This window comes from Mesorhizobium sp. M6A.T.Cr.TU.014.01.1.1, assembly GCF_004022765.1.
Taxonomy (GTDB): Bacteria; Pseudomonadota; Alphaproteobacteria; order Rhizobiales; family Rhizobiaceae; genus Mesorhizobium; species Mesorhizobium mediterraneum.
This window is the reverse complement of the sequence record NZ_RZPG01000004.1, coordinates 139,885-164,206: the sequence shown is the minus strand read 5'-3', so window position 1 is coordinate 164,206 and position 24,322 is coordinate 139,885. Positions and strand designations below refer to the sequence as shown.

At 63.2% G+C, this 24,322-nt stretch carries 22 protein-coding genes; 9 read left to right on the top strand and 13 right to left on the bottom strand.

All coding sequences use genetic code 11. From position 1 onward, the window contains the following. Positions 1-15 precede the first annotated feature (15 nt). Together EN885_RS07505 and EN885_RS07500 are read left to right on the top strand one after the other, a co-directional pair. Positions 16-1,503, top strand: a complete 1,488-nt coding sequence (locus EN885_RS07505) for an NAD-dependent succinate-semialdehyde dehydrogenase (RefSeq protein WP_126105447.1) — start codon at positions 16-18, stop codon at positions 1,501-1,503. 11 nt (positions 1,504-1,514) lie between these two features. Then, entirely contained in the window at positions 1,515-2,339 is an 825-nt protein-coding gene (locus EN885_RS07500) for an alpha/beta hydrolase (protein ID WP_126105446.1), read from the top strand. Positions 2,340-2,431: 92 nt separating this feature from the next. Here the strand turns inward: EN885_RS07500 and EN885_RS07495 are convergent, their stop codons facing one another. The 13 genes from EN885_RS07495 to EN885_RS07430 form a co-directional block, all read right to left on the bottom strand. After that, positions 2,432-3,373 (bottom strand): choline/ethanolamine kinase family protein, encoded by a 942-nt coding sequence (locus tag EN885_RS07495; RefSeq protein ID WP_164897799.1) that lies wholly within the window; start codon positions 3,371-3,373, stop codon positions 2,432-2,434. 21 nt (positions 3,374-3,394) lie between these two features. Continuing rightward, positions 3,395-4,360 (bottom strand): aminoglycoside phosphotransferase family protein, encoded by a 966-nt coding sequence (locus EN885_RS07490; protein WP_128241376.1) that lies wholly within the window; start codon positions 4,358-4,360, stop codon positions 3,395-3,397. An 11-nt stretch (positions 4,361-4,371) separates the two neighbouring features. Then, the gene (locus EN885_RS07485) at positions 4,372-5,652 is read right to left on the bottom strand and encodes a Zn-dependent hydrolase (protein ID WP_128241377.1); all 1,281 of its coding nucleotides are present in this window, start codon (positions 5,650-5,652) and stop codon (positions 4,372-4,374) included. After that, the gene (locus EN885_RS07480) at positions 5,645-6,406 is read right to left on the bottom strand and encodes a DeoR/GlpR family DNA-binding transcription regulator (protein WP_127205263.1); all 762 of its coding nucleotides are present in this window, start codon (positions 6,404-6,406) and stop codon (positions 5,645-5,647) included. Before EN885_RS07480 ends, EN885_RS07485 begins: the two co-directional genes overlap by 8 nt. 48 nt (positions 6,407-6,454) lie before the next feature. Continuing rightward, positions 6,455-8,278 carry an ABC transporter ATP-binding protein gene (locus EN885_RS07475; protein WP_245493020.1) on the bottom strand — a complete coding sequence of 608 codons (1,824 nt, stop codon included), beginning with the start codon at positions 8,276-8,278 and terminating at the stop codon, positions 6,455-6,457. Continuing rightward, on the bottom strand, positions 8,275-9,201 hold the full coding sequence (locus EN885_RS07470; RefSeq protein WP_128241379.1) for an ABC transporter permease: 927 nt from the start codon (positions 9,199-9,201) through the stop codon (positions 8,275-8,277). The genes EN885_RS07475 and EN885_RS07470 overlap by 4 nt, the downstream gene beginning before the upstream one ends. Beyond that, positions 9,201-10,181, bottom strand: a complete 981-nt coding sequence (locus EN885_RS07465) for an ABC transporter permease (protein ID WP_128241380.1) — start codon at positions 10,179-10,181, stop codon at positions 9,201-9,203. Before EN885_RS07465 ends, EN885_RS07470 begins: the two co-directional genes overlap by 1 nt. Before the next feature lie 261 nt (positions 10,182-10,442). Beyond that, on the bottom strand, positions 10,443-12,026 hold the full coding sequence (locus EN885_RS07455) for an ABC transporter substrate-binding protein (RefSeq protein WP_128241382.1): 1,584 nt from the start codon (positions 12,024-12,026) through the stop codon (positions 10,443-10,445). A 379-nt stretch (positions 12,027-12,405) separates the two neighbouring features. Then, entirely contained in the window at positions 12,406-13,215 is an 810-nt protein-coding gene (locus EN885_RS07450) for a formylmethanofuran dehydrogenase subunit C (protein WP_095489042.1), read from the bottom strand. After that, positions 13,212-14,120 carry a formylmethanofuran--tetrahydromethanopterin N-formyltransferase gene (fhcD, locus tag EN885_RS07445; RefSeq protein ID WP_128241383.1) on the bottom strand — a complete coding sequence of 303 codons (909 nt, stop codon included), beginning with the start codon at positions 14,118-14,120 and terminating at the stop codon, positions 13,212-13,214. The genes EN885_RS07450 and fhcD overlap by 4 nt, the downstream gene beginning before the upstream one ends. Then, positions 14,108-15,739 carry a formylmethanofuran dehydrogenase subunit A gene (locus EN885_RS07440; RefSeq protein ID WP_095489040.1) on the bottom strand — a complete coding sequence of 544 codons (1,632 nt, stop codon included), beginning with the start codon at positions 15,737-15,739 and terminating at the stop codon, positions 14,108-14,110. Before EN885_RS07440 ends, fhcD begins: the two co-directional genes overlap by 13 nt. Beyond that, entirely contained in the window at positions 15,733-16,839 is a 1,107-nt protein-coding gene (locus EN885_RS07435) for a tungsten formylmethanofuran dehydrogenase (RefSeq protein ID WP_128241384.1), read from the bottom strand. Before EN885_RS07435 ends, EN885_RS07440 begins: the two co-directional genes overlap by 7 nt. Positions 16,840-16,957: 118 nt before the next feature. After that, positions 16,958-17,338 (bottom strand): 4a-hydroxytetrahydrobiopterin dehydratase, encoded by a 381-nt coding sequence (locus tag EN885_RS07430; protein ID WP_095489038.1) that lies wholly within the window; start codon positions 17,336-17,338, stop codon positions 16,958-16,960. 158 nt (positions 17,339-17,496) lie between these two features. Between EN885_RS07430 and EN885_RS07425 the strand changes: the two genes are divergently transcribed. The 7 genes from EN885_RS07425 (at position 17,497) to fae (ending at position 24,063) form a co-directional block, all read left to right on the top strand. Then, entirely contained in the window at positions 17,497-18,465 is a 969-nt protein-coding gene (locus EN885_RS07425) for a beta-ribofuranosylaminobenzene 5'-phosphate synthase family protein (RefSeq protein WP_128241385.1), read from the top strand. A gap of 41 nt (positions 18,466-18,506) precedes the next feature. Further along, positions 18,507-19,400 carry an NAD(P)-dependent methylenetetrahydromethanopterin dehydrogenase gene (locus EN885_RS07420; RefSeq protein ID WP_128241386.1) on the top strand — a complete coding sequence of 298 codons (894 nt, stop codon included), beginning with the start codon at positions 18,507-18,509 and terminating at the stop codon, positions 19,398-19,400. Continuing rightward, on the top strand, positions 19,378-20,526 hold the full coding sequence (locus tag EN885_RS07415) for an ATP-grasp domain-containing protein (protein ID WP_245493019.1): 1,149 nt from the start codon (positions 19,378-19,380) through the stop codon (positions 20,524-20,526). The genes EN885_RS07420 and EN885_RS07415 overlap by 23 nt, the downstream gene beginning before the upstream one ends. Next, on the top strand, positions 20,523-21,479 hold the full coding sequence (gene mch, locus EN885_RS07410) for a methenyltetrahydromethanopterin cyclohydrolase (protein ID WP_095489035.1): 957 nt from the start codon (positions 20,523-20,525) through the stop codon (positions 21,477-21,479). The genes EN885_RS07415 and mch overlap by 4 nt, the downstream gene beginning before the upstream one ends. 14 nt (positions 21,480-21,493) lie before the next feature. Next, positions 21,494-22,525, top strand: a complete 1,032-nt coding sequence (locus EN885_RS07405) for a RimK family alpha-L-glutamate ligase (protein WP_245493018.1) — start codon at positions 21,494-21,496, stop codon at positions 22,523-22,525. Then, positions 22,522-23,388, top strand: coding sequence for a triphosphoribosyl-dephospho-CoA synthase (locus tag EN885_RS07400; protein ID WP_245330081.1), 867 nt, complete (start codon positions 22,522-22,524; stop codon positions 23,386-23,388). Before EN885_RS07405 ends, EN885_RS07400 begins: the two co-directional genes overlap by 4 nt. Positions 23,389-23,556: 168 nt before the next feature. After that, a complete protein-coding gene (fae, locus tag EN885_RS07395) occupies positions 23,557-24,063 on the top strand; it encodes a formaldehyde-activating enzyme (protein WP_095489033.1) in 507 nt (168 codons plus the stop codon). The last annotated feature ends 259 nt before the right edge of the window (positions 24,064-24,322 follow it).

Genomic DNA, 24,322 nt, shown 5'->3' with positions numbered 1-24,322 from the left:
ATCGAGGAGCAGGCCATGAACATATCTCATCAGGTGCTGGAGGACGATCAGGACACTGCCGACTTCCATAGATTCTCCCACGGCTTGTATATCGGCGGCCAATGGAGGCAATCCGCCGACGGCAGGGAAATCCAGGTCGTGGACCCTTCCACGGAAGCGGTGATCGCCGCCGTTCCCGATGCGACGATCGAAGATGCCGCGGCCGCCGTGGAGGCTGCGGCCAAGGCCGCCGATGGCTGGCGCACAACGGCACCCCGCAAGCGTTCCGAAATCCTCAGACGTTGCTTCGAGCTGATGACGCAACGTTCTGAGACGCTGGCAACCCTGATCTCGCTGGAAAACGGCAAGGCACTCCGGGACGCACGTGGCGAGATCGCCTATGCTGCGGAATTCTTTCGCTGGAATGCCGAGGAAGCCGTTCGCATCACAGGTGAATTCGGGATGGCGCCTTCCGGCACGAACCGGATCGTGGTCGATTACGAGCCCATCGGCATCTGCGTCCTTGTCACGCCCTGGAACTTCCCTGCCGCCATGGCGACGCGCAAGATCGCGCCCGCCTTGGCTGCCGGGTGCACGGTAATTTTGAAGCCAGCCAGCGAGACCCCGCTCACGGCCTACGCGCTTGCCGCGCTCTACCAGGAAGCAGGCGTTCCGCCAGGTGTGGTGAACGTTCTGACAACCTCCAGTCCCGGCCCTGTGACGGCCGCGATGCTGGCCGATCCGCGGGTGCGGAAACTCTCCTTTACCGGCTCGACGGGTGTCGGGCGCGTTCTGCTGGCCGAGGCGGCAAAGCACGTGGTTTCGTGTTCGATGGAACTTGGCGGCAACGCGCCATTCCTTGTGTTCGATGACGCGGATCTCGACGCGGCGGTCGACGGGGCGATGGTGGCGAAGATGCGCAACGCCGGCGAGGCCTGCACGGCTGCAAACCGCATCTATGTCCAGTCCGGCGTTTATGACGCCTTTGGCGAAAGCCTCGCCAGGCGGATGTCGGCACTCAAGGTCGGCGCCGGCACGGACGCGGCCACGGAGTGCGGGCCGATGATCACCAGGAAGGCCGTCGACAAGATCGGCCGGCTGGTCAACGATGCTGTCGCCCGTGGCGCGCGGGTGCTGTGCGGGAGCAAGGCAGGCTCGGGAACGGGATACTTTTATCCGCCGACCGTGCTCTGCGACGTCCCGGCCGAGGCGGAGATGGCGCATGAGGAAATTTTTGGGCCGGTGGCGCCGATCTCGAGATTCGAGACGGAAGCCGATGTCATCGCGCGCGCCAACGACACCGAATACGGTCTTGCCGCCTACATCTACACGCGCGATCTTGCGCGTGGAATGCGGGTGGCATCCAAGATCGAAGCCGGGATGATCGCTCTCAACCGCGGCTTGATGTCCGATCCGGCAGCACCCTTCGGCGGGGTGAAGCAGAGCGGCCTCGGCCGCGAGGGCGGCCAGCATCACGGCATTGCCGAGTTCATGGAGGCGAAATACCTCGCCATCAGCATCTGAGCGGAGGAAGAGTGCAAAGCGATCCGTTTCGCATCCGCGACTACGTCGCGGATTTTGACAAAATCGTGCAGGACATCGTTCACCGCAGCGAGGCCGTTCGCGCAACCATTCCAATGGCTGCGGACGTTGCCTATGGGCCGGATCAGACCGAAACCATCGACCTGTTCTTTCCCACGGGCAAAAGAAGCGGCCTGCCGGTGCACATGTTTATCCATGGCGGCTACTGGAGAATGTTCTCCAAGCGCGACTACTCATACGTCGCGACGACGATTACCCAGGCGGGTGCGATTGCCGTCATCGTCGACTATGCTCTGATGCCCAACGTCAGAATGGCTACGATCGTCGACCAGGTGCGCCGCGCCAAGCAGTGGGTTCTCGCCCATATCGCCGACCATGGCGGAAACCCGGCAGAACTGACTGTCAGCGGTCATTCGGCCGGAGCACATCTTTCAACGTTTCTGTTCAACAGCGAGAATACCCCCTCGAATGTGCGGGCAGCTCTTCTGCTCGGCGGGCTCTACGATTTGAAACCGCTCCAGAACTCCTTTCTCGCCAACGAGATTGGAATCACCGATGAGGAAGTCGCCATGTTTACACCTCTTGCCTATCGGCATGATCCTCAAACCAAGGCGACGGTTCTGGTCGGAGCCAATGAGACGCCGCCTTTCCATCAGCAAGCAGATCGATTCAAACAGAACCTGCTGCAGCGGGGTTCGCCGGTAACGTCGCTTGTTCTCACGAACCGCAACCACATGGACAGTGTCAGAGATCTCGGCGTGCCAGGGAGCCAGGCGGGTGGTTGCCTGACGAAACTGATTGCCAACGACAGCCGCTAGCCCTCCCTGCAGACATGGCGGCCATCACCCATGGCGGCTTAACTGCAATGCCGTCTGCGTCCAACCGGGAATTGCTCCGCCCGTGACACTCGTCAGACCGCCTTGAGATACTCGACCCATTGCGGAGTCTGCATCACCGAGCGCGCGCGCATATATTTCCACGCCCCGTATTTGTAGAAATCGAAGTCGAGCGCCGATACGACGTTCTGCACCATCGCCCAGGTTCCCCACTTCACATCAGCGAGCACCTTGTGTACGACCAGCCGGGCCTTCAACCGAGGGTCAAACCTGCCGAAATATTCCTCGATGACTTCGGCCTCGACCGCATCGGAGAAGAACATTTCCCCGCACCAGATGCCGAGTTCGTAACAGCGGTCGTTGTTTGCGGCATACTCATAGTCGATCAGCATCATCGACCGGTCGGGCGCGATCATGAAGTTTCCGGGCATCGGATCGTTGAAGCATGGAACCAGGTCGATACCCGAAGCCTCGAGCGCCGCCCGTGCCAGCAGGTATTGGCGATGCAGCCATGCAAAATCCGCCGGCAGCGCGCCTCCAAGCTCGCCGACCTGATCGACATGCTCGTCGATCATGTCGAAGACCGTCTTGGTCAGCGACAGCAGGCCCGAATCGTTGAAGCGCCGGTAGAGACCCAGCACCGAGCGGCGTACATCCGGGTCGAGGAAATCACGATTGGTACAGGAGCGCCGCCCCTCCATGAAATCGGCAATCTCGACGCCGCGTTCGTCCAGATAGCCATAGACCGCGGGTCCGATACCGAGCGAGTGTGCGCGCCGGCTCGCCTCCGCCGCCGCTTTTCGGTCGATGAACATCTCGGTGCCGCGGCCCGGAACCTTCACGAAATAGCTCCCTGACTGTCCCGCGATGCGAACGCGCCAGTTGGAATTGCTGATGCCGCCATGCACCGGCCGGTAGCGGAGATCGCGGCCGGTCCATGGTTCGACGGCACAGATGACGGCCTCGATCTCCCGCTCGGCTTCGCTCACCGCCTCGCCCGGCCGCTTCTCAATCATGTAGGGCCTCCTTGCAGCCGCTCAAAGCCGTCTCAACTTCAGTTCGAAGTCCGGATGGCGAAGAGCCATCCGGCAGCGCAGCAACCGCCACTGCGCGTATTTCAGAAACTCGATGTCGCCGCGCGGCGATGTCGAGTTCAACAACAGACCCCATAGCCCCCACATCAGATCGTCCGCCGCCGCATATGCACGGCAACGGTTGAGGGAAGCCTGACGGAACGACCCCTCGAACATCTCAAGCGCCGGCCGCATCTCTTCTTCGAACGGAAAGGCCTCGTTAAGTAGAATGCCGACCTCGTAGAGGGGATCGATATTGCGGGCGTCGTCGAAATCGACGAGCTGAACCGCCCCGTCCTGGCCTATCATGATGTTGGAGGCGAGGCCGTCGGCGTGGCTCGGCCGGACATCGTAACCCGCAGCGGTGATCGCGCGCTCGATCTCGCCGACGCCGTCGAGCATCCACCAAAGATCGTCCGGGCGCTCGACGCCGGCAGCTTTCCGGGCGTCGTCCAGCACCCGGATCCTATCGAATACCGTCCACGACAAAGTAAATGGCCGCGATCCGTGGATCGCCTTTTTGAGCGCGATGACCTGTTCCATCACGTCCGCCCGTCGCAGATCGTCCATGCGCGCCGTTTTCCAACCGGGCGGCAAGAGATCGAAGACGATCGCGTCGGCGTCTCGCGCAAGATGCCGCGGACTTGGCGTGCAGCCCAGTCCGGCCGCGGTGGAGGCGGCTTCAAACACTGCCTCCAGATCGACGAACGCCTTCTGGTCGGAGTTCACGATCTTCAGGAAATAGGCCGGAGACGACTGGTCGACCGCCACCAGCCATGCTTCGCTGTCGACGCCGCGATGCGAGGGCGATGCAATACCCGGAGAGGCGGGCGCAAAACCGATCTGTTTTCCCGTCCAGTCCGCGACAGCGATGAGCGCCGCCTCGGCACGAACTTCCGCGGGGGTGGAGGCTTCGCCGATCGTCTTCATCGCCTAGTCCTTCAGTTCTTCAGGATGTTGCCGTCGACGCAGAACCGCCACAGCATCCCCGCGAGCAGTTCCGTCCCCAGGAGCCGATCCTCGGGCGTGGTAAACTCCGTCGGATGGTGGATGACACCGCCGACGCTCGGCACCCCGATAACGATCGCTGGTGTCACCGCCGACATGCTGACGGCGTCGTGCCCCCCGATCGTGTCGAGCCGCAGCACCGTTTGCCCGAGCGATTTGGCGGTCTGTTCGGCCAGATCGATCAGCCCGGCGTCGAATTCTCCTGCTCGCCTCCGGTCTATGGATCGGACTTCGAAAGACGTGTGGGCGCGCGCGGCGCAGGTCTCGATCCTCTCCTTGAGTTCCGCTTCGGCCGAAGCCAGAAGCTCGGCACTCCCCGACCGCAGTTCGATGAACATCACCGTTTCTCCCGGCACGACATTCGGTGAATTGGGATAGACTTCCAGCCGCGCCGCCGAGGTGTGCAGATCCGGACCGGCCTTGTCGGCCATGTCCCTGAGTTCGGCGATCAGATAGGCGGCAGCGAGCAGCGCGTCCTGCCGCTCGGCCATCGGGGTCGGGCCGGTGTGAGCCTGCCGGCCGAGATAGGCGAGGCGATATTTGACAGCGCCCCAGAAACGGGTGAATGCCCCGATCCGCAGGCCTGCCTTCTCGAGATGGGCCGAGCCTTCGATGTGGATCTCGATCAGGGCGTCCGGCACCACGCGAGCGGCCTCGCCCGCATAGCCGATTTCCGACAGCGCCTCGGCCACCGAAACGCCGGAACCGTCCCGGCGCGCCAGCGCGAAATCGAGGTCGATCTCGCCGGAATTGACGCTGCTGCCAAGCAGGCTGGGCTGGAACCGCGCTCCTTCCTCGTTGGTCCAGTTGACGATGACGAAGTTGCATTTCGGTTTGATGCCGGTTTCGGCCACCCGGCGCCTTATCGCCTCTATCGCGCTGCAGGCGGCGATCACTCCATAGGCGCCGTCGAAACGGCCTCCATTCGGCTGACTGTCGAGATGCGACCCGCACATGATCCAGGGCGCATCCTTGCCGGCCCAGTCGAGAAATCCGTACATGTTGCCGATCGCGTCGACCTCAAGGCGCAGGCCTTCCTGCGCAAACCATGCAGCCAGCCAGTCGCGTGCCAATCCATCCTCGCGGGACAGGGTCAGTCGCATCATCGAGCCGTCCGGACCACCGCCGAAGGCGGAAACCTCATCCATCATCCGATGGAGGGCTTCGGCGTCGATGCCGGGGAAAGCCGACGGGTCCTTGCGAATTTCAAGCATAGAGCACCTTTACCTGCGTCTGATCCATTTGCGCGGCGAAGTCCGCCTTGAGGGGGGCGTCGGTGATCAGGATGTCGACGTCCCGGAATTCGTATGTGCAGATGGAGCCCTGCCGCCCGAACTTGCTGCTGTCGGCCAGCATGACGCACTGTTTGGAGTGCTTTCGCAGCGCGCGGCGAATGTTCGCCTCGTCCTGTCCGAGGTCCATGAAGCCGAACCTGCTGTCGACGGTTGCAATGCTGACGAAGGCGATGTCGAACAGATGCCGCGTGACGAGATCGACCGGATCCGGCCCCATGAAGGCCCGGTAGCTCGCCCTGACGTCGCCGCCGACCGCCACGAGATTGGGATGTCCGGCATCGGCGAGCAGCGCGATGATGTCGAGCGAGTTGGTATAGACGGTGATATCAGGCCAGTTCCTCAGATGCTTGGCGAAGGCCAGCGTCGTCGTGCCGGCGTCGACGAATATCTTGATGTGGTCTCTGAGCAGGGTCGCCGCACGTTCGGCGATGCGCGCCTTCTCGCGCGCGTTCAGCCGCATCCGGTCGGCGATGGGCTCGTCGGCGTCCGGGCGCGGCTTGACGCCACCACCATAGATGCATCGCAGGTGGCCCTCGAGTTCCAGTTGCTTCAGGTCGCGACGCACCGTTTCCCGGCTGACATGGAAATGCTCGGCGAGTGCCTGCACCGATACGCGCCCGTGCTTCTCGAGTTCGGCAAGTGCGTAGTGCATGCGATCTTCAGGATCGCTCATGCGGATTTCGCTTCCATCGGTATGTTCCTCCCCGTCTTTTCTTGTCGATCATGCGGCGGCGCGGGTCCCCGTTGTTTCAACGAGGAAGCAGGCCGCCAACTCGCCGTGATTTCGCGCCGTCAGCGTCGGGCTCTCGGTACGGCACCGGTCGAAGGCATGCGGACAGCGGCTGGCGAAACTGCAACCCGGCGGCAGGTCGATCGGGCTCGGCGGCTCTCCCTCGAGCAGGCATTCCTCCGGCTTGTAGCGGCGCTCCTCCAGTGTCGGAACCGCGCTCAACAGCGCCTTCGTGTAAGGATGCCCGGGATCGAAGAAAAGACGCTCATTGTGGGCGATCTCCACCACCTCGCCGAGATACATCACAGCGACCCGGTTGCAAACGCGGCGGACCATTGCAAGGTCATGCGAGATGAAGACGTAGGTCAGGCCGTGCTGGGCCTGCAGTTTTTCGAACAGCGCCAGCAGCCGGAACTGCTCGGTCTGGTCAAGCGACGACAGCGTCTCGTCCATGATGAGCACTTTTGGCTCGAGCACCATGGCGCGGGCGACATTGACGCGTTGGCGTTGGCCGGCGCTGAGACCAAGCGGCAATTCATCGTAGAGGTTCGCGGGAAGCTCGACCTCGGCCATGACCGCCAGGACGCGTTCGCGTATCTCCTTCGCATTGCGCATGCCGTGCACCCGCAGCGGATCCTCCAGGATCGCGCCGATGGACGTGCGCGGCGGCAGCGAGTTGAACGGATCCTGCAGCACCAGCTGAAAATCGCGCCGGAACTTCAGCAGCGTCTTTCCCCTCAGTTTCGAAAGATCCTCGCCATCGCAGATGACGCTGCCGCTGTCTGGAAACTCCAGGCGGCTGAGAAGCCGCATCAGGGTGGACTTGCCGCAGCCGGACTCGCCGACCACGCCGAAATTCTCGCCCGGCATGACGTCGAAGGTGACATTGCGCACGGCGCGAACCTCGCTGTGGGCCGCGAACGTTCCCCGTTTGCGAACACGGTAGGTGCGGGTTGCGTCGCGTATGCTGATCGTTGGCATGGCCGCGCTCGTCGTACGCGGAACGGCGACCGCCTCGCTCGTCCAGATTTTCGGAATCTGGCTGATCAACTGCAGCGTATAGGGATGCTGCGGCGCGTCGATGAGCCGCTGCGGGGTGTTGCGCTCGACGATCCTGCCTTCGGACAGCACCAGGACCTGATCGGCCGCCTCCTTGACCGTCGGCAGCGACGACGAAACGAACACCACCGCGGTGTCGAAACGCTCCGTCAACTCGCGCATCAGACGCAGGACCTGCGCCGCGACTGTCACGTCGAGCGGCTGGGTGACGTTGTCGGCGACGAGAAAGGCTGGATTGCTGATCAAAGCGTCGACGATCAGCGCGCGCTGCATCATGCCGCCGCTGAATTGCGAGGGATACTCGTCGAAGCGCAACCGTGGCGAGGGAATGCGGACCGCTCCAAGAAGGTCGATGACCCGCTTGCGGGCCTCCGATGGATCGATGCCGGGCACCACGGCGCTGAGTTTCTCGACGATCTGGCGGCCGACCGGCAAAGTGGGATCCAGCGCTCCCATGGGATTGGCACCGACATAGGCGATCTCTCTGCGCAGCAGTCGCATCCGTCCGCCGGCCAGGTCGAGGATGTTCTGCGACTTGTACTCGACCGAGCCGGACGAGATGCGCAGCGGCGGGTCGATCCAGTTGACCAGGGCTCGCGCCAGAACGGTCTTGCCCGAACCGCTGGCTCCGATGATGCCGACGATTTCGCGCGGGGCGAGATCGAAGCTGACATCGGAGACGACCGGCCGGGCGCCCGCGCCCGTGCTCACTTCCACGCCGAGATTTTTGACCGACAGGACCGGGCTGCTGTTCACGACACGCCTCCGTAGATCCGGTTGCGGGCCCGCTCGAGCGAAGCGCCCATCAGGTTGATGCTGGTCAGGGTAAGGCACAGGAACACCCCCGGCATAGTGGCGATCCACCATGCATTGAGCAGGTATTTCCTGCCGTCGGCGATGATGTTGCCGAAGGTCGGCGTCGGAGGCTGCACGCCGAGGCCGATGAAGCCGAGGATCGACTCGAAGATCATCATGCGCGCCACGTCGAGCACCGACACGAAGATGATCGGCGGCAGCACCAGCGGCGCCAGCAGCCAGACCATGATGCGAAAATCCGAAGCGCCGCTGACCTGGGCGGCGCGCACATATTCGCTCTTGCGCTCGGTCATCACGACGCTGCGCGTGACGCGGGCATAGACCGGCCAGCTCGAAAGCCCGAGCACAAGGATGATCGCCGGAATCGTCGGCCGCGATACCCCCAAAACGGTGATCGCGAGGATGATCATCGGGATGGAGAGCTGCGCGTCGGTGATCCGCATGATCACCATGTCGATCCTGCCCCCATAGTAACCGGCGAGCGTGCCGAGCGAGCAGCCGATGATCAGCATCACCACCACGGTCGACAGGCCGATCAGCAGGGAATAGCGCAAGCCCACCAGACTGCGCACGAGCATGTCGCGACCGATCTGATCGGTGCCGAGCGGTGCCGCCCAATTCCATTTGTCGCCGAGGAAGGGTGGCGACTGCAAACGGCCGGCGACGTTCATCTTGGTGGGGTCGATGCCGCTCAAGGCCGGGTAGAGCAGCGCCGCGAGACCCAGCAGGGCGAAGATCACGAGGCCGACCCGGAATTCGTTCGACGCCAGCGCTGCCTTCCATATCCGCCGGGACAGCGAAGCGCCGCGCTGCGCTTCCGGCGCGGTTACCTTCAGGCTCAGCTGGGTTTGCACGACGCTCATCAGTATTCCAGTCTCGGATCGATCAGCGTTGCGACCAGATCGACCGCGATGTTGATCAGGACGAAGATGGCGCTGGTGACGATCGCGATGCCCTGAATCAGGGGAAAGTCGCGCTGCAGCACGGCGTTGATGGTCAGAAGCCCCAATCCGGGATAATCGAAGATGAATTCGATCACGAGCACGCCGCCGAGCAGGCCGCTGATCTGGATGCCGAGAAGGTTGAGCAGCGGAACCGAGGCATTGCGCAGCGCATGCGCGAAGATGATCCGACGCTGGCTGAGTCCGCGCACGCGGCCGACGGCAATGAACGGCATCGTCATTGCCGAGGAAATCGAGCCGGTAAGCGTCCGGATGAGAACCGGCGAAAGTTCGACAGCCAAGACGATCGCCGGCAGGATGGTGTAGGCAAAGCCCTTGTAGCCGATTGCCGGCAGCCAGCCGAGCTTCACGGACAGCAGCAGCGCAAGCACGATGCCGAGCCAGAAACCCGGCAGGGATATGAAGATCGACGACACGTAAAAAGCGACCCTGTCCGGCCATCGTCCAGGAGACAATCCGGCCGGGATGCCGACCAGGAACGAAAAGAGCATCGCGAACACGATCGCTAGGAAGGCGAGTTGCAGCGTCATCGGCAGGGTCTCGCCGATAAGGGTGAGCACCTCGGCGCGCTCGCCGCGCGTGGCATCCCCGAAACTAGATCCGCCGGTCGAGGCGCCGCTGGCCGGCCGAACGAACGACTGGCCGAGGTCGCCCCTGACGACGCCGCTCATATAGCGCCCGAACTGAACCAGCACCGGGTCGCGAAGCCCCATCTCCTTGGCGATCTGCTCGATCAACGCCTCGGGCGCCATTCCGCCCGCCATCAACCGGACGGGATCGCCCGGAACGACGCGAAGCAAGGTGAATATCAGCAGCGTTACAAGAAAAATGATCAGCGCACCCTGGGCCAGGCGGCGAACAAGAAAGCTAATGATGAACATTCCATCTCCTGCGGCGGACGAAGCCCGAGGACTGGTTGCCGGCTCTCCTTCTCCCCTTGTGGAAGAAGGTGGCCGAGCGAAGCTCGGTCGGATGAGGGGTGTTCCAGCTTGGCACCAACAGCGCTCCGGCCAGCACCCCTCAACCGTCTTGGCGCTGCGCGCCAATCCACCTTCTCCCACAAGGGGAGAAGGCAAGACAGGGCTGCGCTTCGACGACTGCCACGGCCCGGGTTGTTTCTCCCGGGCCGTAGCTGGCGCCAATCAGGCGAACGCCCCCTTCGACGCATCCATCGAACCGTCCGGATAGATGAAGAGTCCCGTGAGAGACTTGTCCATCGCGTGGATCATGACGGAGGTGAACAGGGAGAACGACGGCACTTTCGCGGCAATCATCGGCATGGTCTCGGTCTGGAGGATCTGCTTGCGCTCCTCGAGCGACGCCGCGCTGCGCTCCTTGTCGAGTGAGGCGTCCAGTTCGGGATCGACGATGCCGGTGATGCGCTTGGATGAGGAATGGAAATGCGTACGCAGCACCAGGTCCGGCTCTGGCGATCCGGTCGACCAGCCGCAGTCGACCATATGGCCCGGACCGCCGCCGGGACGGTCGTAGAGACGCTCATTCCATGCCGCGATCTCCAGCACCGACAGCGTGACGGGGAACCCCTGCTCCTGCAGCATGGCAGTGATCACCTCGCCATACTCCTTGGTCTTGGGATAGAACCCGACCGAGGTGATGTATTCGAGTTCGGGCAGGCCCTGCCCCTTCGGAAAACCGGCTTCGGCGAGCAGGGCCTGGCACTTCTCCGGGCTGTATTCGGGATAATTGGGCAGGTCGACGTAGCCGAACTTCACCGGCGAGACATAATTCGCCGAGGCATGGCCGGCTTCGCCGAGGATTTCCAGCAGCATGGACCGGTCGATCGCGTGACAGGCTGCCATGCGCACGCGCGGATCGTCGAAGGGCGGTTTGGAACAGCGGAACCACAGATATTTGTTCTCGACCGAGACCACGCTGCTGATCGCCACATTCTCGTTGCCTTTGAGGGTCGCCACCTGCTCCGGTTCGAGCCGCTCCACGATGGACGCCTGGCCGTTCATCAGCGACAGCATGCGGGTGGTCGAATCGCCAACGAAATTGAAGCTGATGCCGGGGATGGTCGGAGCCCCGAGGAAATAGCCCGGATAGGCTTCCAACACCGTGTCGTTGCCTCGCTGCTCGACGAACTTGTAAGGCCCGGTGCCGTTCAGGCGCTGCGAAAGCGGCCCGCTCGGCCCGGCGGCGATGTCGGTTGCCGACAGCATCGGCAGGTAGGAGGCGAGGAAGATGAACAGGTGCGCCGGATAGCCGCCCTTCGATGTGTCGACGATCACCGTGTAGTCGTCCGGCGTCGTGATCGTCAGCGTCTCGGTCGGGCCTGGATACCATTGCGCCGGCCGGTCGGGCTGCGAGCCATATTCGAAGGTCGCCTTGACGTCTTCCGCCTTGAACGGTTTTCCGTCGTGGAACTTCACCCCTTCACGCAGCTTGATCTCAAGCTTGGTCGGCTCAAGCAAGGTGATCTTTGTGGCGAGTTCGTAGACGACCTCATCGGGATTTTCGACGCGCATCGGCGTGCGCGTCAGGAACCCCATGACGAAACCCTCGATGTTCTTCTGCGACAGCGTCGTGTGCGCCGTCGGATCCCAGTTGCCGGTGATGTTCTCGGCCGACAGGAAGACCAGTTGCTTGCCCGCCTGCGCAGCCGCGCCAGAGACCAGGAATTCCGGGTTGATCACCATAAGACCGGCGCCCGCTCCGAACGCCGCCATGCCCTTCATGAAATCACGCCTGCTTGACTCGGTCATATGTCGTTCCCCTTTTTTCATTATGTGGTTTTGTGGTTTTCCTTACGTTAGCCAAAACTCTCCACTTGGCAACACGGATTCTGCTGTGCGCTGCTGATACTGCGCCAAAAAAGCGCAATTGCCTTACAATGTCGATATTTTGGGCATATTGATGCGAAAACGTTCTGCTGGAGAAACGCCCAGATAGCCTCATGCCCAATAAGGCGGCATTGGATTAGGTTGTGGAGTGGTGTGGTTTCTTCCAAAACGTCGCAAAGCCAAACGCTGCGCGAAAATATCTCGCGGGAAGAAAATCAGCTGTTCAACCGGAACATGCAGCCGCAATTTGCGGATGTCGGCTGGAACACGGCGCTGAAGGCATTTGCGTAATCAACACGCCTCAGCGAGGGAAAAGAACCTCACCCATTCCAAGCACCGCGTTGTCGCCGCCATATTTTTGCGGCGCATTGCCCAGAAGCGGCCGTTTCAAAATACCCTCGGCGATCAGATGGCGATCGACGATGGCGGCAAAAACGCTCTCCGGCGCGCCGCATTCGACGAAGCTCGGCGACAGACTTTTCGGCGCGCGATCGAGCAGGATCGAACCGCGGCGCATCAGGTAGCCGGGCATTTCGCCGGTGCCGCCGGCCACCACCAGCGTGCCGGCGATCATGCGGCTGCCGGCATTGTCGCCTGAACCCTTTAGCACCGCGATCAGGCCGCGCCGCATGCGGTCGGCGGCAAAAGCGCCCGCTTTGCCCCTGACGATCAGCACGCCGCCATTCATGCCGGCCAGCTCCCCGGCGAGCGGCGCACCGAGGTGATCGCCGGCGTTGCCTGTTATTTCAAGCCTGCCGCCGCGCATTCCGGAGCCGGCATGCGGACCCGCATTGCCTTCGATCGTCAGCTTGCCGCCGCGCATGGCGCGCCCGGCCTGGGCGCCGGCATTGCCGACGACACGAACCGAACCGCCCCGCATGCCTTCCGCCACGCGATCGAGGCGCGCGCTTCCACCTTCGAACACGATGTCCAGCGGATCGTTGCCGGCGACGCGAAAAATATCGCCGACCTTCGATCCATGCTTCGACATGCCGATCTGGATTCTTTCGATATCGCGCCTTTCGATCCCGGCAAGCCGCTCTGGCGTCAGCGGCGACAGGTCGAGGCGCTCGGGCGGCTCGGCGACAAGGGTGAAGGTCAGCGCCTTCATGGCAGCATATCCTTCAGCGAATAGATGAATTTGCCGAGCTTGCCGCCGTAATTGCCGGCGCTTATGCGAACCGCGCCTCGCTTCGGCCCGAGCTCGATGACGGCGTTGATGCCGGCCTTCATCGCGGCGGCAACGGCATCGTTGGTCTCGCCATCGATGACGATTTCCAGGACGGCGTTGATGTCGGGACCGAGCTCACTCCTGACGACACCGCGCAGTGTCGGCGCGTAGGCTTCGTTGGCCGAGGCGATCATGCCCTTGTATTTGCCGCCGATCTTGGAACCCGAACGGGCAATGCCGCCCGGAAACGGCACGATCGCGCCGGGCACCAGGCCTATCGCGGCGACCGCGGCCTCTGCGGCAACCAAGGCCTTGGCGCTGCTTTCAGCCATGACGAAGAAATTGCCGCCGCCGACGGCATCCTTCGTCAGCCCGGTCGTTGCTTCGCACAGGAATTCGCCATCCATGACGGGAACGCGCCAAAAATGCCGGCCGCCGATTTTCTTGGAGATCTGCCAGCCGTCGCCAAAATAACGCAGCGCCGAACCGAGCTTCAACTCGGCGCTGCCCCCCAGTCCGGCGAAGCAGGCCGAACCCGGCGAGGTCAAGACACACTGGCCGACGCGATTGAGCAGTTGTTTCTGCAGTTCGTCTGTTCCCATCGCAAAGATCATCACGCGGCAGCCGGGCCGGCCATCCGGTGTGGCCGATGGCGGCAGTTCGACGTCGATTGCCGCTTCGCAGCCGCAGCCGATCACCGAGGTGGCAAAGCCGGTCATGGTGATCGCCGCCTGGCGAGCCCATTTCCGGTTCGGCGCGGTGATGATGATGGCGGTCGCGCGCATGCCGAAGGCCTCGGCAAAGGTATCGTCGATCACTATGCCATTTACGCTCACGTTCGGCATGCGACCTCGCCGAATGGCTGTTCGCGCGCGATCGCTGAATCTGGGAAATTGAACCAGTCCAGCGACAGGCCGTAGCGCTGCTGGTGATAGTCCTCCAGACGCCGCACCATCGCCTTGTCCGGCGACGGATTGAGCCTGAGCGCCTTGCCCCACCGGTAATGGGTGATCTCTCCGTCCTGCACGACGAGATCGCCATCCTTGAAGACATATGCCGCCTGCCCCAGCATTTTCGCTATATTCCCATCCCTGCGGTAGACAGCGATATCGGCTATGGCGCCGGCGCCGAGGTGGCCCCGGTCTGTTAGCCCGAGCAGCTTGGCTGGGGCCGCGCGCGTCATGATGGCAATTTCCTCGAACGTGTATTCGCGGTCGATTGCGGCCAGGGTGGAGAGCGCCATGGCGGATTTTGGAAGTCCGGCAATCATTTCGGTGCGCGCTTCCCGGCTCATCAGCAGCTCGAACAGAGCCGGGTAGACGGTAAACGGCGCGCCATTGGGATGATCGGTGGTGAAGAAGACACGCCAGGGATCGTTGATCAGGAGAAAAAGCTCGAGCCCGATCGCCCACTGCATCGCGCCATAGAAATCCTTGCCATAGCTGTAGGGCACGATGCCGCCGCCATTGCCGTCGCCGTCATGAATGACGGATTTCTTCGGGCTCGCGCTGCCACGCGCCGAAAACTGCCGCATGACGTCGGAGGAGACGGTGACCGTCTGGCCGAACATCACCTGGCCGATATCGATGGTGACTTCCGGCGTCGCGTTGACCAGTTCGGCGAGACGCGCCGCGGCCGAGGAAAACCTGCGCTTGCCTTCCGTGCCGTAGCCATAGAACTGGAGGTGGGCGAGGTGCATCGGCAACCCCTCCGCTGCCGCGATCGTCGCGGCCGCCGTGTCCGCCGATCCGGGACTGCCCAGATTGTTGCAATGGACATGCAGAGGGTGCGGGACGCCAAGGCTGTCGACGGCGGCCTGCAGCGTCTTGACGATCTTGCGCGAGCTGACGCCGTAGGAAGGCACCACATCGTCCAGCGAGAAGGTGCGGACGTTTTCCTTGAAGGCGGCCGCCGCGCCGGCGTTGATCACCTTGACCCCAAGCGCCCGTGTCGAGGCGACTGTCCAGGCGACATAGTCCTCGATCATTTGAGACGAAGCGTCGTCGCGGATCATTGACAGCAGGAAATCGTCGTTGCCGAGAATGGCGAGCGTCGCCTTGTCGATGATCGGGATGTCGGCCAATTCGAGATGGGTGTGAAGTGCCGCTCCCGGCGACATAGCCGGCTCGACGACCGTGGTGAAACCCATCTTGGCGTAGAGGCAGCCGGTCTGGAAGGTCGACCAGCCGGCATTGGAGAGCGGCGTCGTCGCCGGCCGCGCCTGATGCGCGGCATGCTGCTCGGGCAGGAGCAGCCGTGCCGTGTTCACATTGCCGCCACCAATGTGGGAATGGATGTCGATGGCGCCCGCCATCACGACGCAGCCGGCAGCGTCGATGGTCCGGTCGGCAGCGCCCCCCGCCGGCGCCGCAACGATCTTATCGTCCCTGATCCAGAGGTCGCCCTTGCCGAGACGACCGTTGACCGGATCGATGATGTCGCCGCCCGCAATTTTCGTCAGCATGGCAACGCGGCCTCGGCGGAGACATGACTGGCGACCAGGCGGATGACAGTCGCAGCGGAGGGCAGTTCGGACGCCGCTCGCGCATCGATCGACCTTAGCGAACCGGTGCGGCTGGAATAGACCACCGCCTCGTGATCGACGCCCGCTTCGCCGATGGCGATGGTGACCGCAGCGCCCGCGACCGGCTTCTGCGTTTTCGCCAACACGATCAGCGCCATGCGGTTCCTTTTCTTCTGCGGCTGGACAATTGAGGAGGAGATCCGCAGGTGCAGGTCGGCTTCGCCGGCGGCGATCATGCGCGCGACATCGTAACGCCAGGGATCGAATTCCGGGAAGCCGCGCGCAAAGCCCGTGCGCAGCGGAAAACCCGCCATCCAGGTCGAGGCGAGCGCGCTTCCCCATCCGTTTTCGCGCGCCGGCAGATGAAGGCCGGATGCGCGTGATTTGCGGTTGAGATCGGCGATCAGTCCTTGCAGCATCTCCAGCGCCAGCCCTTCGGTTGCGTCGCCTGAAAACAGGAAGACTGGAAAATGCGCAGCCTCCAGGGCTTTGGCGAAATCGTCGAAGTTCGACACCGGCTGCGAAGTCTGACGCCCCCTGCACTGCGTCCTCAGCGCCGCCAGCGTCGCGCCGAGGCTTGCCTCGCCGCAGGAGAGGAGCGTCGCCGTCCGCCCGTTGCTCAACGGCGGCGCAGACGCCCCGTTCGACCCGACCAGAAAGATTTCACGTTGATTCTTGCCTGTGAGATCGGGGGCCGAGAGATCGGGAACCGTGGCCGAGAGTTCGCCGACAAATTCATGATGGATTTGCGGGAGTTCGCCCACGATCACCACGACATCGGCGCGCCGGCGCGTCTCGCCGGGCGCGACGGTCATCGCACCTTTGTCGGTAAAAAGCGCGGTCTCCCGGGAAACTGCCGCGCCATCGGCATGATCGTATGCCGCGCCAACCCGCTCAGCCAGCGCGATCGCCGCTCTGGTGCCGTGTATATCCGTATCCAAGCTGAAAACCGGGCACCGGCTCGACCCCAACAGCGCGGCGGCATGTGCAGCCGCGCGCTCGACCAGCGTTTCCCGGTTGCCGATCCAAGCAACCGCCATTCACTACGCTACTTTCTGGTGCCGGCCCGATCCTAGACGAAACTGGATCGGCCGTGAACCCCGCCTGCCAGCAGATTAGCGAATGTTTTCATACGCCATCAACAAATTCCGACCGCGCTTAATCATATTTGATGTAAGCGAAGCGCTGATCGGTCGGCGGAGTGCCTTCCAGCGCGCCGCCTTCCTTGGCCGGCTGCCACTGGACAACATCCTCGATCTTTTTGGCCAGCTCGAAGTCTTTGTCGGTGATGCCCTTCGCTGCATGGTTCATCAGGCGCACCTCGACCCAGGCATAGGACGCCGTGATGTCGGGATGGTGCCACGCCGCCTCGGCGAGATGGCCGACCGTGTTGATCACCATCAGTGTCGATTTCCAGCTGTGGGTCTTGTATTTGCGCCGGATCCAGCCGTTCTCGTAGCGCCATTTCGGCAGCTCCTTCTCGAGCCGGTCGGCGATCTCGGCTTCCGAATAGACCTTTTCCTTAGCTGTCTCGCTCATCTCGACCTCCGCGAAGGCCCGGTCCGTTTTCGCGCCGGGGCCAAAGAAGATAAAACGAATGCACTCTCTCCGGCTTGCCCCTTCTACGAAAACAGCTATCATGGCGACGGGCACCTAAACTTCCATGATGCGTCTATGATGCACCCATCGGGGGGTAGATGTCGAATTCTGTCACCATACGAGTGCCCTCCCGCCTGCACCTTGGCTTCCTCGATCTTAATGGTGATACCGGACGTCGCTTTGGCAGCGTCGGGCTACCTCTGAGCGAACCCGAAACCGTCGTCACCCTGTCTCGATCCAGCGAGACCATCGTCGAAGGCCCCGAGAGCCGTCGCGCCGGCGAACATTTGTCGACGCTCTGCAGCCATCTCGGCGTTCGCGGTCAGCACCGGCTGGTGGTCGAGCAGTCGATCCCGAGCCATGCCGGCCTCGGCTCCGGCACGCAGATCGCCCTTGCCGTCGCCTCGGCGCTGCGCACGCTCCACCAACTGCCTCTCGATATCGGCGGCGACGCGACCCTGCTCGATCGGGGCGGCCGATCCGGCATCGGCATCGCCAGTTTCGAAAGCGGTGGTGTCATTGTCGACGCCGGCAAGGACGACAGCGGCAGGCCGCCGCCGGTCGTGGCGCGATTGCCGTTTCCGGAAGAGTGGCGCGTCATCCTGATCCTCGACCATGCCGGGCATGGACTGCATGGCGATGCCGAGATCGCGGCGTTTCGCTCGCTGCCACCATTCCCGGCATCCGGCAGCGGCGAGATCTGCCGGCGGGTGCTGATGGGCATGATGCCGGCTCTGGTCGAGCACGACCTTCCAGCCTTCGGCGCCGCCGTTGCCGCGATCCAGATGCTGATCGGCACCCATTTCGCCCCGGCGCAAGGCGGCGTTTTCACCTCCAAGCGGGTCGAGAGGGTGGCCCATGCTCTCAATGAAGCAGGCGCCGTCGGCATCGGCCAGAGCTCGTGGGGACCAACAGGGTTTGCCTTCGCCCCATCGCAAGACGCCGCGGTCAGGTTCGTCAGCGCGGTTCAGCAGACAGTTGAGCACGGCATCGAGATCAGGATCGTCAAGGGCAGGAATTCCGGCGCGAAGATCAGTTCGACCAAACTTGATCTCGTCGGCAGCTGACGGCTCGGCAACACGATCAGGTTCAAGAAGAAAGGCGAGAAATGGCCCGCAAACATATCCTGCACATGCTGACGCCGTTGAAGCACATGAGCCCTTTCGACGTGAACATGGCGCTCGATGCAGGCTTCGACGCCGTCGTTCCCTATGTCGATGTAAGCCTCGGCGAGGTGACGGGTCTCGTGCAGGACGCGATCTTTTCGCGCCCGCCCGATGCAGGCGTCGATACCGGCATCTTCATCGCCGGCAAGGATGCCTCGCTGGCGCTCGACATGTTCGACGCAGCGCGAAAGGCGATGGTGCCGCCTTTCCAGGTTTCGGTATTCGCCGATCCGGCCGGCTCGTTCACCACGGCCGCGGCAATGGTGGCCAAGGTCGAAAAAGCGCTGGAGAAGAAATTCGAGCGCGGGCTGAAAGACACCAGGATCGCCGTTTTCGGCGCCACCGGCGTCGTCGGCTTCTGCACAGCCGTCATCGCTGCCAGGGAAGGCGCCCGGGTCACGCTGGTCGGTCATGACGGCATCGAAAGGGTCGGGCAGATCGCGGCTGAGATCAAAAGCCGATTCAAGATCGCCGTCGATGCGGCTGACGGGTCGAGCGACGCCCGGAAGACGAAGCTGGTCGAGGCGAGCGAAGTGATCCTGGCTTGCGCCAAGGCCGGCGTTCAGGTGGTCTCGAAAGCCCAGTTGAAAGGCGACGGCCTGCTCATTGCCGCCGACGTCAATGCGGTTCCGCCGGCCGGCATCGAAGGCGTGGCCGTCAACGCCAATAGCGATCCGCTCGAAGCGGCAAAAGCTGTCGGCATTGGTCCGCTTGCCATCGGCAACGTGAAATACAAGGTCGAATTCGGCCTCTTCAAAAGAATGATCGAAGCCGAAAAAACCATCACGCTCGATTTCCAGGAAGCATTTTCCCTTGCACGCGAAATTGCCAAGTAGCGCCGGACCTCTCCTGATCGCGGCGATTTCAGGCCGGGCGCTGGCTGCCGCTGCGCGCCGCGCCGGCTATCGTCCGCTGGTCGCCGATTTCTTTTGCGACACGGACACGGTCGCGCTTGCCGAACGCGCGACGATGCTGCCGGGCGACTTGCAAGGCGGCATCGACGGCGAGCGCATCATCGAGACGCTTCGGCAATTGGCTGGAGACGACCGGCCGGTCGCCATCGTCCTGGGCTCGGGCTTCGAGCGGATGACGGAGACTGTAGACGAGATCGCGCGCCATTTTCCGCTCGCCGGCAATAGTGGCGCCGCGATCCGCCGGATCAAGGACCCGCAATTGCTGGCCGCCGATTGCGCCGAACTCGGCATCCCGCATCCGCAATTCCGATGGGACCGGCCGCCCGATCCGGAGAGCTGGGTGGTCAAGACCGCAGGCGGCGCCGGCGGCGCGCATATCAGACGGGCCGCCGGAGAAACCCCGATATTACAGTGTCAGGTCCCTGGCGGCCGCTATTTCCAGCGTTTCGTTCCCGGCCGCAGCATCTCGGCTCTGTTCGTCGGCGACGGCCAAAGCGCTGATATCGTCGGCTTCAGCCAACAATGGGCGTCCCCCGCCCCCGCAGCGCCCTACCGCTATGGCGGCGCCGTGCGGTTGAGACGCTTCGATCGCAGGCAGGCGGCGATGATCCGCGGCTGGCTTTCAGGCCTGACGCGCCGCGCCGGCCTGGTTGGATTGTGCAGCGCCGATCTCATTCGCGGACCGGATGGCTACAAGCTCATCGAGATCAACCCGAGGCCAGGCGCCACGCTCGACATTTTCGACGATGCCGACGCGCCGCTGATCGAAGCGCATCTGCGCGCTGCGGCAGGCAGGGCCTACCACCTGCCGCGCTTCGTCGATTCGATGGCATCGATGGTGACCTACGCCGCGGCGCCGATCGCCCAGTTTCCATCGATTGCCTGGCCTGAATGGACTGCGGACCATCAGTCGCCCGGCACCCGTCTTATTGCTGGCGATCCTGTCTGCACCATCTTCGCGCGCGGTCCGAGCGCCAATTTGACCAGGCGGCTCATCAAGGGACAAGCCAGCAGATTGCAACACCAATGGGAAGGAGACCGGACATGAAAGACGGTTCGGCATTCCTGAACGACAATGCGCAGCGCATCATCGACGGCATGATCGGCAACGCCGAACGCCTGCGTATCGCCGTTTCCAGGGGGCCATTGGGCGAGTGCCTGATCGATGCCGGCGCCAAGGCCACCGGCGGCGTCGAGGCCGGGCTGCGCATGGCGGAAGCCGCGATGGGCGGGCTCGGCAGCATTTCGGTCTGCATGGACCGCGCGTCGGAGAAATGGCCGTTGACCATCGAAGTGCGGTCCTCGCAGCCAGTGCTTGCCTGCCTGGGCAGCCAGTATGCGGGCTGGAACCTGTCGAGCCAGGGCTATTTCGCCATGGGATCGGGACCGGCGCGGGCGCTCGCCCGCGTCGAGCCGCTGTTCGAAGCGCTTTCCTATCGCGACACCGCGTCATCCGCCGTGCTTATCCTGGAGACGGCCGAACCGCCGCCCCAAGCGATCGTCGAGAAGGTCGGCAAGGCGACCGGATTGCCAACCGAAAAGCTCACCTTCCTCTATGCGCCGACACAAAGCCTTGCGGGCAGCGTGCAGATCGTTGCGCGCGCGCTCGAAGTCGCCTTGCACAAGAGCAACGATCTCAAGTTTCCGCTGGAGAATATCATCGACGGCATCGGCACTGCGCCTATCCCCGCCCCCCATCCGGATTTCCTGACCGCCATGGGCAGAACCAACGACGCCATCATCTATGGCGGCAGCGTTCAGCTCTTCGTAAAAGGCTCGGCGAAAGACGCCAGGGAGCTCGCGGAGCGACTGCCGAGCCGCGCCTCTCGGGACCACGGCCACCCGTTCGCCGAGGTTTTCAAGCGGTTCAAGGGTGATTTCTATGCCATCGATCCGCTGCTGTTCAGCCCGGCCGAAGTGATCGTCACGGCGATCGAGACTGGCGACACGTTTCGCGCCGGCGAGCGTGATCTGCGGATGCTCGAACGGAGCCTCGGCTAGACCATGGCGGTGCAATGGATTCGTCTGTCATCCGCCTGCCGGGCCGCTCGCTCGCGCTTTCGGTATACCGGTATCCGAGGCCTAACATGATCCCCCGCATCCTGATCGTCAGCGATAATTCGGACGCTCGCGCCAAAGGCCTGGCGGCAAGGCTGGACCGGCGGGGCGCCGTTGTCGCAACCGTGCCGCTGGCGGCGATCGCGTTTGACACCGGCAGCCCGAGCGGACTGTCGATCCCCGGCCTCGACGGCGCGCTGCCCGATGCCGTGCTGGTCCGTTCGATCGCCGCCGGATCGTTCGAAGCGGTCACCCGGCGCCTCGGTGTGCTGCACGCATTCGCCAAGCTTTCCATTCCGGTGTGGAACTCCGCGCAGGCGATAGAACGCTGCGTCGACAAGTCGATGACGACCTTCCTCCTGAAGAATGCCGGCCTGCCGACGCCGCCGACATTCGCGGTCGAGGGACGTGCCATGGCCGAAGCGATCGCCGAACGCGAACTGCCGTTCACGCCGCTGGTGCTGAAGCCGCTTTTCGGCGCGCAGGGCCGCGGCATCAGGCTGATCGAAACATTGTCCGATCTCCCCGCCGACGAGGAGGTGAACAGCGTCTACTATCTCCAGCATTACGTGCCGCGTCCCGGGCCTCCTTTCCGCGATTTTCGCGTTTTCGTCTGCGCCGGCGAAGTCCTGGCGATGATGAGCCGGCGTGGCGACGACTGGATCACCAACATCAATCGCGGGGCGGTGCCCGAGCAAGTCTCGGGGCACGGCGAAACCGAACTGGCGGCGCTGGCAAGAGCCGCCGCCGCCGCTATGTCAGCGGATTTCGCCGGCGTCGATATCGTGCCGGCGGCCGACGGCAAGCTGTTCGTGGTGGAGGTCAACAGCATGCCCGCCTGGTCCGGGCTTCAATCGGTCGTCGCGGTGAACATCGCCGACGCGATTGCCGACGCCCTGCTGAAATTCCTGGCCGATCGCCGAGCTGATCGCCCAGAGGGGGCGGCGGCGGCGCGCCCCTACCGCCTCACCGCGCCGGCGAATTCGTGACGAGCCGGGCGCTTTCCCGAGAACGCCTCCGGGCTGCCTACAAAGACGCCTGCCGGATGGAGATCGAGGCGCTGAAACCGGGCAACGTCCACCTGTTCGCCGACGGGCACGGCATGTCCGCCGCCCAGTTCATGATGAGCGCGGAGGTTTCGTCCGGGCCGCTGACCGATCCGCGCCTGCCGGTCGGACAGCGCATCCTGGAAGCGGTCCGCGCGACACGTCTGGCGGTCGCGACCAACACCAATCTCGGCATCATCCTTCTGGCGGCGCCTCTGCTATGCGCCGCCGAAATGACGGGCGCTCCACTGCACGACAATCGGCTGCACGACAATCTCGACGCGGTGCTGCGCGCAATGAGCATGGACGATACCAGGGCAGTGTTCGAGGCGATCGTCACGGCCGCGCCAGGCGGCCTAGGAGAGGCCGCGAACGATGTGCGGCAAGCGCCTAAGGTTCATCTGCTCGAAGCCATGCGGGAGGCGGCCGACCGCGACATGATCGCTCGCCAGTATGTTACCTGTTTCGGCGACGTGTTCGGCGTCGGGCTTGCGGCTCTGGAAGCGGCGTTGGCACGCGGAGAAGGCGGCATGTGGCCGACGGTATTCGCCTATATGGCGTTTCTCGCCGGCTTCCCCGACAGTCATGTGATGCGCAACCATGGCGCTGAAGCCGCAAATCAGGCGCGGCAAGAAGCCCTTGCCGTTCAGGCGGCGCTCCATGCCAACGACGACGAAGCGTCACGCATTCGTCGGCTCATGGAACTCGACCGCCGGCTGAAGGCGGACAAGGTCAACCCCGGCACCTCGGCCGACCTGACCGTGGCTACTCTTTTAGTCCACCTCCTCGGCGTTCAGCTTGCATAATCGCAACGTTGGTGGTTGACTTTCAGGAGCGGAAGCTGGGCTTCCGCGGCTATCCAGCCAACCGGTCCGGATGTCCGGGCGCTGCCAACAAGGATAGCTGTCCATCGAGCGCTCGCTCGGTTTGCGGCGTCTTTGGACACCATAACTGTGTCTTGGAGGAAAATTGGCATGGCAAAGATCTCGAAAGTAATGGTCGGTGAATCGCTGGTAGGAGACGGCAACGAAGTGGCGCATGTCGACCTGCTCATCGGCCCGCGGGGGAGCGCGGTCGAAACGGCATTTTGCAACGCGCTTACCAACAACAAGGACGGCTTTACCTCCCTTTTGGCGGTGATCGCGCCCAATCTTCAGTGCAAGCCCAACACCGTGATGTTCAATAAGGTCACGATCAAGGGCGCCAAGCAGGCCGTGCAGATGTTCGGCCCGGCCCAGCATGCGGTCGCAAAGGCGGTGCAGGATAGCGTCGCCGAGGGGATCATTCCTGCCAGTGAGGCGGACGATCTGTTCATCTGCGTCGGCGTTTTCATCCACTGGGACGCGGCGGACGACGCCAAGATCCAGAAGTACAATTACGAAGCGACAAAGGAAGCCATCCAACGCGCCGTCGCGGGAACACCGACGGCCGCCGAAGCCACGGATAAGCGGGACCAGGTGAAGCACCCGTTCGCGGCTTAGACAAGAGACAGCCCCGCACAGATAAAACCCTCCGCGGAGCCGGAGGGCCTGTTGCGCCGCCTGAAAAAGCTACTGGGCCTTTAGAGACTGTTTTCGAAATTCGCTCTGGCGAGTCATATGGTGGTGGTTTCGAGAACCGGAGCGCAGCGGACATTTGGGTCCGTGAGCACCGGAGCGCAGAAAACGCCATCAGATGGCCGCCGGAGCAGAGTTTCCAAACGGTCTCGTAGAGCATCGGACCCAAAGCCTGCCCTCCGGC